11 protein-coding genes are annotated in these 14946 nt (G+C 37.5%); 10 read left to right on the forward strand and 1 reads right to left on the reverse strand.

Annotation, left to right across the window (positions count from 1 at the left end):
• Positions 1–246 precede the first annotated feature (246 nt).
• The 9 genes from ACHCNF_RS01565 (at position 247) to ACHCNF_RS01605 (ending at position 11715) form a co-directional block, all read left to right on the forward strand.
• A complete protein-coding gene (locus ACHCNF_RS01565) occupies positions 247–1416 on the forward strand; it encodes a cobalt-precorrin-5B (C(1))-methyltransferase (protein ID WP_408071049.1) in 1170 nt (389 codons plus the stop codon).
• A gap of 84 nt (positions 1417–1500) precedes the next feature.
• Positions 1501–2595 (forward strand): tryptophan--tRNA ligase, encoded by a 1095-nt coding sequence (trpS, locus tag ACHCNF_RS01570; RefSeq protein WP_408071050.1) that lies wholly within the window; start codon positions 1501–1503, stop codon positions 2593–2595.
• 52 nt (positions 2596–2647) lie between these two features.
• Positions 2648–4093 (forward strand): glycogen synthase GlgA, encoded by a 1446-nt coding sequence (glgA, locus tag ACHCNF_RS01575; RefSeq protein WP_408071051.1) that lies wholly within the window; start codon positions 2648–2650, stop codon positions 4091–4093.
• A 7-nt stretch (positions 4094–4100) separates the two neighbouring features.
• A complete protein-coding gene (locus ACHCNF_RS01580; RefSeq protein ID WP_408071052.1) occupies positions 4101–5753 on the forward strand; it encodes a putative polysaccharide biosynthesis protein in 1653 nt (550 codons plus the stop codon).
• A gap of 49 nt (positions 5754–5802) precedes the next feature.
• Positions 5803–7584 (forward strand): SpoIIE family protein phosphatase, encoded by a 1782-nt coding sequence (locus ACHCNF_RS01585; protein WP_408071053.1) that lies wholly within the window; start codon positions 5803–5805, stop codon positions 7582–7584.
• Positions 7585–7592: 8 nt separating this feature from the next.
• Positions 7593–8750 (forward strand): acyltransferase family protein, encoded by a 1158-nt coding sequence (locus tag ACHCNF_RS01590; RefSeq protein WP_408071054.1) that lies wholly within the window; start codon positions 7593–7595, stop codon positions 8748–8750.
• Between the two features lie 50 nt (positions 8751–8800).
• The gene (locus tag ACHCNF_RS01595; RefSeq protein ID WP_408071055.1) at positions 8801–10063 is read left to right on the forward strand and encodes a sensor histidine kinase; all 1263 of its coding nucleotides are present in this window, start codon (positions 8801–8803) and stop codon (positions 10061–10063) included.
• The gene (locus ACHCNF_RS01600; protein ID WP_408071056.1) at positions 10041–10841 is read left to right on the forward strand and encodes a response regulator; all 801 of its coding nucleotides are present in this window, start codon (positions 10041–10043) and stop codon (positions 10839–10841) included. Before ACHCNF_RS01595 ends, ACHCNF_RS01600 begins: the two co-directional genes overlap by 23 nt.
• A gap of 277 nt (positions 10842–11118) precedes the next feature.
• Positions 11119–11715, forward strand: coding sequence for an Hpt domain-containing protein (locus ACHCNF_RS01605; RefSeq protein WP_408071057.1), 597 nt, complete (start codon positions 11119–11121; stop codon positions 11713–11715).
• Here the strand turns inward: ACHCNF_RS01605 and ACHCNF_RS01610 are convergent.
• Entirely contained in the window at positions 11701–12558 is an 858-nt protein-coding gene (locus ACHCNF_RS01610) for a glycerophosphodiester phosphodiesterase family protein (protein WP_408071058.1), read from the reverse strand. The genes ACHCNF_RS01605 and ACHCNF_RS01610 overlap by 15 nt on opposite strands.
• A gap of 147 nt (positions 12559–12705) precedes the next feature.
• Between ACHCNF_RS01610 and ACHCNF_RS01615 the strand changes: the two genes are divergently transcribed.
• Positions 12706–14937 carry a sulfatase-like hydrolase/transferase gene (locus ACHCNF_RS01615; protein ID WP_408071059.1) on the forward strand — a complete coding sequence of 744 codons (2232 nt, stop codon included), beginning with the start codon at positions 12706–12708 and terminating at the stop codon, positions 14935–14937.
• Positions 14938–14946 lie beyond the last annotated feature (9 nt).

Raw genomic sequence — 14946 nt, forward strand, 5'->3', positions numbered from 1 at the left:
CAGAAGTTCTAACTCCTGTTAAATTTATAATATAGATTAAATTTGTACAGAATATGGACAAATCATAAAGTAAATATAAAATAATTCGAAATTAAATATAACTACTAACGTGATTTAGAATATTTTTTGTTTTTAATCAAGAATTAATTTAAAAGATATCTCACAAAGAGAGCGACTAAAACTAAAACATGCTATACTATATTTATAAATTTGAATGTATGAAAAAACATCTTTGGGGGGAACTCAATGATCCATAAAATTGATAACGTTTTTTCAAATATTTCTTCGTTAACAGGTGGAGCAATTGCTGCAGTTGCTGCTAAAGCCGCAGCGTCATCTCTGCTTCTGCGTATCAGCTATGAATCCATAGAATTTCATACCGATAATGGAAATATAATAAATGTTCCGGTCACATTGGTGGCTCATCCTGAAAATCCTGCTATGCGTGAATACTTTGTCGTTACCAGAAGATGCAACATAAATGGTCTTATGGGAGCGGGCGAAGTACATGTTATTGTTGAGCGCGTTAGAAGGATGTCGGATATTCCTGATGATATTTATATTAAACCTGAATACATAAATCTCTATCTTGACGGTACGGACGGAATTGAGGACATACCGGCAGGAGATGATGCGGGGCGAGTGGGGTTTCCTTATATAGACAAGGAAGCCAGAAATATTATTTTTGATGCTGTAGCTGATGCAATCCACTTTGCTGATATAATGCCTCTTATTAAGATTACAGTATATGTTACTTCCAAAGACAGACCGGGTGCGAAGTTCAGGATACTTGGCGGTAGTGGCTGTGTGGCCAGAATATCTCAGGATGATATTCTTTCTGAGATAGCAACTACTATTCAGGAGCAATATGAACAGGGAATAAGGAATGTCATAGCTGTTCCCGGAAATGCAGGACATAAATATATTCAGGATTTTGTTCATATATCCTTGGGATATAGCATTAGATGCAGAAACTATATAGGCGATACCATAGACATGGCATCTATGGTTGGCATGGAAAATTTCCTTCTTGTAGGAAGCGCCTCAAAACTCTTAAGACTGGCGGCAGGTATTATGGACACACATACCTGGAATGCTGATGGCAGAAGAGAGGTTTTGTCACTGCATACGGTACTGGCCGGTGGGACAATTTCTCAGGCGCGAATACTTCAGGACATCGCCACAACTGATCAGATGCTTTCCAAGCTTACTGAATGGGGGCTCAGAGATTCGGTGATGCAGAGCGTATGTATGAAGATTTCTGATTATGTTCAAAACAGAATAGGTGGTAAGACCATGAGATTTGGCGTTATTCCGGTACATCCCGAGTATGGAATCCTTGGACAAACACCGAATATCAGCGACGTTATGATAGCTGTCAGCAGGGAACAATTTGCATTGTCAATTAAGAAGTAGGATTGGTCTAATACGTTACAAATAGTAAGTTTTTTGATATAATATCTGTTATATGAATTTTAGATGAGGAGATGAAAAAAGGATATGCGTAAAGTTATTTTGACCGGCGATCGTCCGACCGGTAAATTACATGTCGGACACTATGTCGGCTCACTTAGAAGAAGAGTTGAACTCCAGAATTCAGGCGAGTTTGATGATATTTTCATTATGATTGCCGATGCACAGGCTCTAACAGATAATGCGGAGAACCCTGATAAAGTCAGAGAGAATGTTATTGAGGTTGCTCTCGATTATCTTGCTGTTGGTCTTGATCCTGCAAAGAGTACACTTTTTGTGCAGTCACAGATACCGGAGCTTACAGAGCTTTCTTTTTATTATATGAACCTTGTAACTGTATCAAGACTTCAGAGAAACCCTACGGTTAAGTCTGAGATACAGATGCGTAATTTCGAAACAAGTATTCCTGTTGGATTTTTCACATATCCTATAAGCCAGGCTGCTGATATTACTGCATTCAAAGCTACTACCGTTCCTGTAGGCGAGGATCAGGAGCCTATGATAGAACAGTGCAGAGAGATTGTACGCAAGTTCAATTCAGTTTATGGAGAGGCACTTGTTGAACCCAATATTTTGCTTCCTGATAACAAGGCCTGTCTCAGACTTCCGGGCACTGATGGTACAGCCAAGATGAGTAAATCTCTCGGAAACTGTATCTATCTCTCAGAATCACCCGAGATGATAAAGAAAAAGGTTATGGGAATGTTTACTGACCCCAATCATTTAAGAGTAGAAGATCCCGGAGAAGTTGAAAATAATCCGGTATTTATATATCTGGATGCTTTTGCAAAAGATGAACACTTTGCAGAGTTTGCTCCGGATTATGCTAATCTTGATGAGATGAAGGCACATTACAAGAGAGGCGGACTTGGTGATGTTAAGGTTAAGAAATTCCTTAACAATGTGCTCCAGTCTGAGCTTGAACCTATTAGAAAACGCAGAGAGGAATTCCAGAAGGATATTCCTTATGTATATGACGTTATAAAGAAGGGATCTGAGGTTGCTGAAGCTGTTGCTGCGAAGACTCTTAGTGACGTCAAAAAAGCTATGAGAATTGATTATTTCTCAGATGAGGAGCTCATAGCTATGCAGTCTGCAAAATATCAGGTTACCGAGGACTGATATTATTACTCTTATTTGAGTATAAAAAATCTTCCGATAATGGAGGCACTAAATGAAGAACATTCTATTTGTAGCATCAGAAGGAGTACCATTTATTAAAACAGGTGGTCTGGCAGATGTTGTTGGATCATTACCTAAGGACATTGATAAAAGATATTTTGATGTAAGAGTTATCCTGCCAAAATATACCTGCATGGCTCAGGAGATGAAGGATAAGCTTGAATATGTATCAAACTTCTACATGGATTTTCATTGGAAAAGCGAGTATGTAGGTATTTTCCATTCAGAGGTAGATGGCGTTCATTATTATTTTATTGATAACGAGTATTTTTTTGGCGGCATGGCGCCTTATGGCGGCGATGTGATCTGGGAGATTGAAAAGTTTACATTCTTCAGTAAAGCGGCTTTGTCAATACTTCCTGTTATTGGTTTCAGACCGGATATCATTCATTGCCATGATTGGCAGACAGGACTAATACCTGTATACCTTAAGGAGAGATTCCAGGGTAATGAATTCTTCCGTGGAATCAAGGCTATTATGACTATCCACAACCTTAAATTCCAGGGTAAGTGGGATGCCAAGGATGTTCAGGATATTACAGGCCTTCCGGATTATTACTTTACTCCTGACAAGCTTGGATATTATAAAGATGCTAACTTGTTAAAGGGAGGTCTTGTATATGCAGATGCTATAACGACTGTCAGCAGCACCTATGCTGATGAGATAAAGACAGAATTTTACGGAGAAGGTCTTGATGGGCTCCTTAGGGCCAGAACCAATGATCTTAGAGGTATTGTAAACGGAATTGATTACACTGAATTCAATCCGGAGACAGACAAGTTCCTTGAGTATCCTTTCAATGCTATTAACTTCCGCAAAGAGAAGGTTAAGAACAAGAGAGCACTCCAAAGAGAATTGGGGCTTCCTGAAGATGAGAAGACAATGATGATCGGTATCATCTCCAGACTTACTGATCAGAAGGGATTTGACCTTATTGCTTATGTTCTTGATGAATTGTGCCAGGATGCCATTCAGATAGTTGTTCTTGGAACAGGTGAAGAACAGTATGAGAACATGTTCAGACACTTTGCTTGGAAATATTCGGATAAGGTTTCTGCAAACATGTTTTACTCAAATCCGCTTTCACACAAGATATATGCTGCTTCCGATGCGTTCCTTATGCCTTCACTCTTTGAGCCTTGCGGACTTTCTCAGCTCATGGCTCTAAGATACGGCTCTATTCCGATTGTAAGGCAGACTGGTGGACTTAAGGATACGGTTGAACCATATAATCAGTACGAGAGCACAGGAACCGGATTCGGATTCCTTAATTACAATGCGCATGAGATGATGCGTACCGTTCGTGAAGCAGAAAGAGTTTATTACGATAACAAGCGCGAATGGAACAAGATGATAGATCGTGCAATGGCTGCAAATTTCTCTTGGGAGGTTTCTGCATCCAAATATCAGGAGATGTACGATTGGCTTAGACCTTAATTAAAAGATGAGTAAAAAGAAAAGTATTATAGTGCAGGGTTCAATCCTTGCTACAGCAGGTTTTATATCCAGAATAATCGGACTTTTGTATCAGGCACCACTTACCGGGATTATCGGTGATGAGGGTAATGGATATTATAGTACTGCGTATCAGATATATTCTATTGTATTGCTGATTTCGTCATATAGTATTCCCTCTGCGATGAGTAAAATCATATCGCAGAGGTTAGCGGTACATGAGTATCGCAACGCACAGCGAATTTTTCACTGTGCGCTTATTTATGTATTCATAGTTGGCGGTGTGGGAACCCTATTTGTTTTTTTTGGAGCTCCGTTATTGGTAGATGGGTATTCTATTCCTGTACTGCGTTTTTTTGCACCTATTATATTTATCTTTGGACCATTGGGGGTTCTTAGAGGATATTTTCAGGCTCACAGAACTATGGTTCCCACCAGTGTTTCTCAGCTGGTGGAACAGTTTTTGAATGCTTTTGTATCTGTTGGAGCAGCCTTTTTTCTCGTTAAACTGGCAGTTTCAAGAAACAGCGATGATTCTGTACAGGCCATGTATGGAGCAATAGGCAGTGCGTTAGGTACCGGATCGGGTGTTGTAATAGCACTTCTTTTTATGCTGTTTGTGTATAGCATTAATCGTGATGTGATAAAGAGGAAGGTTATTCATGATAAACATAAGGATCTTGGTTACAGAGAGATATTCTTATTGCTTATAATGATAGTCACTCCGATTGTATTCAGCACAGCTATATACAATTTTTCCAACACTCTGAACTATACATTATTCACCAAAATAATGACGTATAGTAGGGGAATACCACATAATGAGACAGTTACAAGGCTTGGTGTATATTCCAGAAAAGCTCTTGTAATATCCAACTTTCCAACGTCAATAGCGGCTGCAGCAGCGGCAACGATTATGCCGAGTATTTCCACATATTATGCGCAGAAGAACTATGATAGAACTGAGCAGATGATCAAGAAAGTATACAGAATGATCAATATGATAGCTATACCTTCTGCAGTAGGATTGTTTGTTTTGGCAGATCCGATTATTATGCTTATGTTTCCTCAGAAATCGACACTTCATGAGGCAGGTGTACTTATGCAGCTTCTGGCAATTACGGTGGTTTTCTACTCAATTTCAACTGTAAGTAATGCTATATTGCAGGGTATAGGAAGAGTAAATATACCTGCTATTAATGCAGCAGTTGCTCTTGTTGTTCAGACAATTATACTTGTTGTTTTGTTGTTGTATACGAATCTTGGAAATAAAGCTCTTGCTATCGTAACCATTGTGTATTCGCTGCTTATGTGCATACTAAATGAGCATGCTGTATCTAAGGCCATGGATATGAAGTATGATATTATGAAGATGTATATTATTCCTGTCGTGGCTTCGGCTATTATGGGATTAGTTGCCTTTTTCGTTTACAAAATAGCTGATATAGGGCTTTCTTTTATTATGGACAGAGATTATTTTGCTAATCTCATTGCTGTTGCCATTGCCATTTTTTCAGGCGTTATAGCCTATGCAATCGGTATGGTGCGAACTAAGGGCGTTACAGAGGAAGAACTTCTGGGATTTCCTAAGGGTGTAAAAATTGTAAATTTATTAAAAAAGACACACATAATGAAGAAATAATAATCTATAATATAATTATTCAAACTTTTGACTTGCCGGAGGGGGGCATATGTCGGAACATATGAATAACAAAGACAGAAAATTTGAAATCAGTGTTTTTTATGAAGTTCTTGTATTCTTTATCGTGGGTACAATCGTAATTGGGATTGTATCCTGGTTCACTATTTCTTCAATTTCCAAAAAAAACATCATGACTCAGAAGGTTCAGCAGGCTGAGAATCTTTTTGATGACCTTTCTGCGTATCTGAATCAGTACGAATCAATTGACTATATCATTGAATACTGGCTTAATCATTTAAATGATATGGATGTTGAATATGATACCAAAGATAAGTCCATTGTGAAGGCAAGGGCGATGCTTAAGAGAAATCCGGGTTTTTCAATGTCAAATGCTACCAAAGATGATATAGATAAATTATCAGAGGAAGATAAAAAGATATATGCAGAGGTTGTATACAACAATTGTGTGCTCCGAATGAATCAGATGCTTATAGCATACAAGATAAAATATATATATTGCATGGCAGCTGATAATGATCTGCAAAAATGTATTTTCCTTCTAAACGGTTCAGATGGTAAGAAGAAGAGAAGCAATAATTTTGGCGATTATTATATCCTTGGCACCACAGTCGACTTTAGTCAGAGCCAAAAGGAACAGTTAAAAACAACCATGCGTGATTCCTACAGCATGGCTGAATCTGACGGATTTGTTGATAGATATGAACCTTTATTTGATGTTGAAGGATATCATATTTTTCTTGGACTTACATATAGTATTGAGTCGGTTAATGAAGAGATATTTAGCGCTACTTTACAGGGCACCTTGTATGTGATTTTATTCCAGATTGTATTTGGTATTCTGTGCCTGGTATTTATAAAGCTATATGTAACTGTACCTCTGAGAACTGTCAAAAATAATGTCGATTATTATGAAGACTCAAAAGACAGTAAGGAAGTGGTCGAAAATCTTTCCAAAATAAAAATGAAAAATGAGATAGGAAGGCTTTCCAGAAGCTTTTCCAATATGGCTCTTGAGATCGATGATTACATAAAAGAGGTTCAGAATGTAACTGCGGAGAAAGAGAGAATTGGTGCTGAGCTGAATGTTGCAACTAAGATTCAGGAAGACATGTTGCCAAGAGAATTTCCGCCTTTTCCGGACAGGACTGAATTTGACATATTTGCAAAAATGGACCCGGCCAAGGAAGTGGGTGGTGATTTTTATGATTTCTTCTTTGTTGATAAGGATCACTTCGCCATGATCATTGCAGATGTATCGGGAAAAGGTGTCCCTGCTGCACTTTTTATGGTGATTGCAAAGACACTTCTCAAGATAAGAACCTGCTCAATGCGTGGCAATCCGGACGATATATTTTTCGATGTTAATAATACTTTGTGTGAAGGAAATGATGAGCAATTCTTTGTAACTGTATGGCTTGCTGTTATAAATCTTAAGACAGGAGAGGGCGCAGTTGCCAATGCAGGACATGAGCATCCTATATTAAGACACAGGGATGGTGCTTTTGAACCGGTTATTTATAAACACTCCATGCCTCTTGGAATGGTTGAAAATGCGAAATTCAGTGCACATGAGTTTAAACTTGAACCCGGAGATACATTATTTGTATATACTGATGGTGTGACCGAGGCTGAAAACATAAATCATGATTTATTTGGTATGGACAGAGTTGTTAATGCTTTGAATAAATGTAAGAGCGATGACCCACAAGATATCACAGTAACTGTTCGCAAGGATATAGATGAATTTGTCGGAGAAGCAAAACAGTTTGACGATATTACTATGTTGGCATTTTGCTACAAAGGGGAATAACATAATATATGAGCTCACTTCAAGCACAAAAAAACAGAGTCAGAATTCTTGATATTGCTAAAGGTATCGGCATTTGCATGATTGCTGTATACCATTTGGTTTACAGACAAAAAGACGGCATGGCTGATCAAGGTATAAGATCATTTATATGGTTTATTATTCCGTTTTTCTTTATTGTTTCAGGATATTTTTACAATACTGCGTATGATAACAGACTTGAGATATTAAGACATAGGATTATAACGCTCTTTGTACCTGCAGCAATAACCATGTGCTTTCTGCACTTAGTTGGCGGAATATATTTTATATTATTCCACGATTATACGGTTAAGGATGTTATTAATGATCTCATAGTAACTTTTTTTAGACCGGAGTTTACGCAGGCTTATTATAATGGCTTTACTGGTGGCATGTTATTTTTTCAGCTATCACCTGTATGGTTTATCTGGGCTATGATATGGGCATATTTGTTCTTTTATAATGTGTCGGTAACTGCTTTTAAAAGTACCAAGAATATGATAATTGTAGTTACTTCACTTATTGTTCTCGGAACATTACTTACGAGGTTATTTGCGCCTCTGCCCTGGAGTGCAGGAATGTCTCCGATCTTTGCGCTTCTTATTCTTATTGGAGCATGGATAAGAAAGACGGATTTATTTGATAAGATAATTAGTATAAACGTTGTTTTCGCCTTTTTCATTTCCCTTTTCTGCATTACAGTATTCTGGATTCTTTTTAAGGTCGGAGGAAATGATAACATTTATGCCGGAAACTTTGGCAATTTTGGGATAATGACTACAATTGTCTTTGTAGGTCAGTCTGTTCTTACAGGATTTGCATACATTTTCCTGTGCAGGATAGTATCAATGCTGTATTTTATTTCCGATATATTTTCCTGGATTGGAAAAAATACAATGGTTATACTCTTGTACCATTGCTTTTTTGGTATGTTTATCGATGATGCACTTGGCATCCATATGAAGCCGGGACCTTATTGGTATATTGACCCGCTTCCGCAGGAGGTTATAACAAAATCAATAATTGTTTTAGTTTTTGCGATACTTCTTTCCTGTCTGATTGTCTTTGTCAGAAGAAAAGTACTGTTTTATATAATTGAAAATTGTCAAAATGAATATGTTGGACATTTGTTGGACACAATGATTTAAGATGTTCTCAATAAAATTTGGTATGTTTATGCTATTGGGGACATTAAAATATGAATATAACGCTTCACAGTTTAATAGCGCTTAATCTGTCGCTGCTATTACAGCTTTTATGCCTTGCTGTAGTAATTTTTATTGACAAATATATAAATAAAGACAAACGGAAAATACTATTACAAAATGTCATTCTTATTTTTTCAATTGTGATAGTTACTCAGTTTGAAACCTTTTGTCAGGAAGATAACAGCATGGTGTTCATGCGGCTGATTTCCAGCATGTACTGTTATATAGTAAGACCTGTGGTCATAGTTCTGTTCATCAGACTTTTGACTGAGGATAAGAGACCATGGATATTGGCAATTATAAACCTGATGGTTTACTCTACAGCTCTTTATTCAGACCTTTCATTTACTATTACTAAGGATAATCATTTTAGCAGGGGACCTTTGGGTTACACATGTCATATAGTAAGCGGTATACTACTTGTATGGCTTGTAGTGCTTTCTGTTAAAGAATATAAAAATGAAAAGAAGATCATTAGTGTTATACCGGCTGTTATAGCATGTATTATTGCAATATGTGTGGGCTTTGATGTAAGCGGCATGTTTGATACTAGTATTTCATTTCAGACGGTTGCGCTTGTGACGGGTGCATTGTTTTATTATTTCTGGCTCCATCTGCAGTTTATAAAAAAGCATGATAAGGCACTTGAGGATGAAAAGAGAATAGAGATTATGATGTCTCAGATTCAGCCTCACTTTTTGTTTAATACTCTTTCTACAATACAGGCGCTATGCCTGACTGACCCGAAGAAAGCCTTTGCTTTGGCAGAGAAATTCGGCAGATATCTTAGAATCAATATAGGTGCTCTTGATAAAAATGAACTGATTCCTTTTGAAAAGGAGTTTGAACATACGAGAGTATACTCGGAAATTGAGATTACAAGATTTCCGAACATCAGGATTGATTATGATATTGAAGATGATAACTTCGAACTTCCTGCTCTTACATTACAACCAATTGTTGAAAATGCTATAAGGCACGGGGTAAGAATACGGAAAGCCGGAAGCATCTGGATAACAGTAAAGACAGAATCCGGTTTTCATGTAATAACCGTTCGTGATAACGGTAAGGGATTTGATGTTGAAAAACTAAAGACATCAGAGGAAGAGCATTTTGGCCTGAAGACAATAAAAGACAGACTAAATACGCTCTGCGGAGGAGAACTTACAGTTGAGAGTGTTATTGATGTTGGAACAACTGTAACGGTGAAAATACCTTGTATGGAGAAAGATGATGAAAGCGATTTGCGTTGATGACGAGACTTTGATTTTGGATCTTACTGTGGCTCTTTTAGAGGACTTTGGTTTCTTTGAAGAGGTTCAGGGTTTTACATCAGGTATTGATGCATTAAATTACATGAATGAAAATACAATAGACCTGGCTCTTCTTGACGTAGATATGCCTGAGATGGATGGAATGACTCTGGCCAAAACCATAAAAGAGAAGAGTCCGCAGACATCTATTATTTTTCTGACGGGATATTCGGAGTACGCAGTAGATGCATTCTCAATTCATGCAGAGGGGTATCTGCTAAAACCAATAGCAAGAGACAAGCTTCTGCAGGAAGTTCAGTATGTTATTGATAATAGGGATGATTCTGAATATTTGTGTAAGGCTGTGACCTTTGGTAACTTTGATCTCTTTGTCAAGGGAGAAACGGTTGTATTTAAAAGGTCCAAATCCAAAGAACTATTGGCATTTCTCATTGATAATAAAGGTGGAACCGTCACAAGAGCTGAAGCCTTTGCAGCTCTCTGGGAAGACGGTATGTATGACAGAGCTATGCAGAAGCAGATGGATGTGGTCATTCGTAGCCTGAAGGATACACTTAAGAATTATGAGATAAGTGACATTCTTGAAATAAAAAGCGGTGCTATGAGAATCTGCCCGGAGCTAATTGATTGTGATATGTATAAATTCCTCGACGGTGATGAAGATGCCGTAAAGTCATTCAGAGGTGTTTACATGAACTCCTATTACTGGGCAAGCACGACAGAAGGCGCGCTTCTTGGTGACAACTACGATTATTGATTTTTTCACAAGCCGGTATCCGATTGTTGGACATCTGTTGGACAAACAATAATATAATTAACTTGTGACTAAGTAGTTACAATTTTTCATCCATTCTTTTTCTTCATTTTTTGGGGCAGTTCGCTAACGGATGCGGACTGTCTTTTTTTGTAAAAAAATATATATGTTTAATTTGAATACATAGTATAATGGTAGCTGTGGCTTTTTAATTTTCTGCAGTTTACTAAAAAGTCTGCTATGAATTGATGTTTACAACGTGAGGGTGATTTTTACAGTTATGAAACAAAGTACTCTTGAAATATTAGAAGAGATAGATGGAATTTCCGTTAAGGATGGTTTGTTTTATTGCGGTACTGAAAAAGCTTTTTTGAAATTCTTAAACAGCTTTTATAAAAATATTCAAACAAAAGCAGGAGAGATTGAGGAGGCTTATAGAACAGGGGATATCAGCTTTTATACCACAAAGGTTCATTCCCTAAAAAGTACTTCAAGGCTTATTGGAGCTACAGAGCTTTCAGAGCTTTCATATAAGCTTGAAGAAGCAGGAAGAGAAAACAATCTCGATTTTATTAGTGAGAATACTCAAAAGCTGCTTGATATGTTCAGAAGCTATGAAAGTAAACTGTCTATACTGGACACACTTACTGCTGAATGTGAAAATAATAAGAAATCAATTGACCGGGACGAGCTTGAGGAAGCATACAGATCCCTTGCCGAAATTGTTGAGTCTGAGGATTTTGACTCAGCAGAGATGATTCTTGATGAGCTTGAAAAGTGCAAGCTGTCGGATACAGACAAAGAACTTGTTTGTAAGCTTGATAAAGCGCTTAAAAATTTTAAATGGAATGAAATGGAAGAATTACTGAAACATTAAATCTGTTCTGTCGGTATATACGGCAACTGCACCTGAATCGAAGCACCTTTGAATATCTTCATTGCTATTAACGGTATGGATGTATTTTGGGGTGTCTGTTTGTTTCATAATGTCTTCGAAAGCGGGATTATCTAGAAGATCTATATGGTATGTGAAGCCTACGAGATTCTTTTTTGCCGCTTTAAGAAGAGAATTCTTAGTAAGTTCATTTTCCGTGGCTTCGTAGAGAGTATAGATGATCAGGGGAAAACCTGCTTTTTTCACATCATCATATTCGGATGCATGATATATCTGAACTACGAAGCGGTCTGTGAGCTCAGGATATTTTTTTGCTATTGTTTTGTAGGTATCTATATCTGTTTCCTTTGTATCCGTAACAATCACCAAATCTTCATTTTTCTTCATGAATTCTGCTATATCGTCGAATGTAAGCGCGGTAAATTTATCCATTACCTTGCATTTCATGAATTCATCATACGTTGGAGCTTCGCCCGGAGTCATTTGTTTCCCGTCAAGGTAGAGATCTCCCCATGCATGACCGCATACAAGCACATGATCTGATGTATAATGAAAATCAACTTCTATTATTCTGTTGCCGTTTGCATAGGAATTTTCAAGGGCTTCTTTTGAATTCGTGTAATCATATATGGTTCCGGACTCATCTGCAATTTCTCCACATGCATGGATTATGAATTTTTCTTCTGAAAAAAGATTTCGCATGTTGGCAATCTTATTTTTTTGCTCATTATCAGAAGCACATCCTGTTAAAAAAGATGAGCATATGGATGCTATGATAAAAAAGGAAATAAGCTTTGAAAAGTTTTTTGAAAATTTTAATTTCATCTAGATTTTATCCTTAAACTAATTATTTTGTTCTGCCATATGGGACAAATGAAAATTCAGGATTTTTTTGATATTAAGTAACTTTATATGCTAAAATATTTAAGTTTGAAAAACATATATGATTATAACATTTTTTGGGGAGTATTCGTGAAAAAGAGTAGCTTTTTAAAGAACATAATTGCAACAGCCCTTATAGGCATACCATTTTTATTATTTTTTACATCCTGGTGGTTTTTTCATACCTGGAACTCCATGACGGTGAATGAACTTGTATTTAATGTGAAAATGTCTTTGTCAGGGGCATCACATGCAATGATAAAACTATTTATTATGAAGGCACTGCTACCTACAGTTGTGGTTTCTTTGCTTGTTTTTTTATTTCTTTCATTTTCAAAAAAGGAAGCTTTTGGAAGAAAAAGAAATCATATAGCGGGAGCATTAGGAGTAATAGCATTAGTTGCTGCATTGACATATACATGGATACAGCTTGATATGACTTCCTACATTGATCAGCAGATTCATGCTTCTACATTTATAAAGGATAATTATGCAGATCCTAATACTGTATCAATAACTTTTCCGGAAAAGAAAAGGAATCTTATATACATTTATCTGGAGTCAACAGAGGTTACGGATACAGATAAGGAGCATGGTGGCGGCTTTGACAAGAGCAGAATTCCTGAGCTTACAGACCTTGCTGTTGAGAACGAATGCTTCAGTGACGGGACTGACACTTTAAATGGCGGATTTTCAATGCCGGGAACTGATTGGACCATGGGCGCTATTTTTGCACAGTCAACGGGTCTGCCTCTTCAGATAAGTATAGATGCTAACAGTATGTCTGCGCAGGAGACCTTTTTCCCTACGGTCAAAGGACTTGGTGATATTTTAAAGAATGAAGGCTATCATCAGGAATACCTTTGTGGATCCAATGCGGCTTTTGGAGGTCGTGAGCTTTTCTTCAAGACTCATGGTGATTTTGATATTATTGACTACCCCTATGCCAAGGAGGTTGAATGGATACCTCAGGACTACGGCGTGTGGTGGGGCTTTGAAGATGAGAAGCTTTTTGACTTTGCAAAGAAGAGACTTCTTGAAATCTCTAAAAATCCTGAACCCTTCAACATGACTCTTCTTACAGTTGACACTCATTTTGAAGATGGTTACACTTGCAGACTCTGCGAAAATGAGTTTGATGATCAGTATTCCAATGTATTTGCCTGTTCCAGCAGACAGACTGCTGAGTTTGTGAATTGGGTTAAGGACCAGGATTTTTATGAAAATACTACAATTGTCCTTGTAGGGGACCATCCCACAATGGATGCTGATTTTTGTGCACAGATACCCAAAGACTATACCAGAAGGGTGTATACCTGCTTTATAAATTCCGATGCGCAAAATGCTTCTCATAATATGCGTGAGTATACTACTTTTGATATGTTTCCGACTACGGTAGCTGCTCTTGGTGCTGATATTGAAGGTGACAGGCTGGGACTTGGAACAAATCTGTTTTCAGACAAGATGACTTTACTTGAAGAATACGGAATGGACTATGAAAAGGCCGAGCTGGACAGAAAGTCTCATTTTATGAATGAACTTGCCGGAATTACAGATGAGATGGCTCTCGAACAGAATTACGAGGGAGCATCCTGTAGCTGCAGTTTTACTGAAGAAGGCGAAAACCTTAAGATAGTTGTTTCCGATATTAAGGGTGTTCTTGAGAAAATAGAAAAAATGGAAGTTGATGTCCGAGTGGGCGGTAACTACGACAGCCTTACAACTTATTTCATGGAACAAAATCCGGATGGAACTTATGGACTTGAAATTCCGCTTTCTGAAATTGATACATATGATACAGATTTTTATATTACCTGCAAGGGAGCTCTTGGTTCTTATATCAACCTGTTTTCACAAAGAGGTGACATACACTTAAAGCAGACTGATATTCAGGAATACCTCGAAGCAATCAAGGAATACGTAGAAAGTGGTGATTATACCTTATTTATCACAACCAGAAAAAGCGGTGCTATGAGACTTACAGACGCTAATATTGCAGCACTGAAAACTTTGGGAATAAGTGAAGATATCCCAAAGGGAGAGGATTTAACGCTTATTGCTGCTATAAACAGTGAAAGTAATGAAAGCTACGCGACTAAGGACAGCAAGGAAATAAAAGGAAAAATCAGCGATAATCTGTCCTATGATATTAAGGGAAGCTGGGACAGCTTTAATGATAGTGATTTTAAGCTTGAAATTAACGACAACGATATAATGATAGGAAGAAAAGGCCTGCACTTTGCGGTAGTTAAAAATTCCAATGGAAGAGTTGTGGACTATGTCAATTTTGATTTGCTTGACAAAGAATGCAGACGCTATTAAGAGGTAAAA

Source organism: Butyrivibrio sp. NATIVEDY162 (assembly GCF_045999815.1).
Lineage (GTDB): Bacteria > Bacillota > Clostridia > Lachnospirales > Lachnospiraceae > Butyrivibrio.

Bases quoted from the DNA above. Each gene is read 5' to 3' on its own strand.
- ACHCNF_RS01565 (WP_408071049.1), top strand. From the start codon at position 247: ATGATCCATAAAATTGATAACGTTTTTTCAAATATTTCTTCGTTAACA.
- trpS (WP_408071050.1), top strand. From the start codon at position 1,501: ATGCGTAAAGTTATTTTGACCGGCGATCGTCCGACCGGTAAATTACAT.
- glgA (WP_408071051.1), top strand. From the start codon at position 2,648: ATGAAGAACATTCTATTTGTAGCATCAGAAGGAGTACCATTTATTAAA.
- ACHCNF_RS01580 (WP_408071052.1), top strand. From the start codon at position 4,101: ATGAGTAAAAAGAAAAGTATTATAGTGCAGGGTTCAATCCTTGCTACA.
- ACHCNF_RS01585 (WP_408071053.1), top strand. From the start codon at position 5,803: ATGTCGGAACATATGAATAACAAAGACAGAAAATTTGAAATCAGTGTT.
- ACHCNF_RS01590 (WP_408071054.1), top strand. From the start codon at position 7,593: ATGAGCTCACTTCAAGCACAAAAAAACAGAGTCAGAATTCTTGATATT.
- ACHCNF_RS01595 (WP_408071055.1), top strand. From the start codon at position 8,801: ATGAATATAACGCTTCACAGTTTAATAGCGCTTAATCTGTCGCTGCTA.
- ACHCNF_RS01600 (WP_408071056.1), top strand. From the start codon at position 10,041: ATGATGAAAGCGATTTGCGTTGATGACGAGACTTTGATTTTGGATCTT.
- ACHCNF_RS01605 (WP_408071057.1), top strand. From the start codon at position 11,119: ATGAAACAAAGTACTCTTGAAATATTAGAAGAGATAGATGGAATTTCC.
- ACHCNF_RS01610 (WP_408071058.1), bottom strand. From the start codon at position 12,558: ATGAAATTAAAATTTTCAAAAAACTTTTCAAAGCTTATTTCCTTTTTT.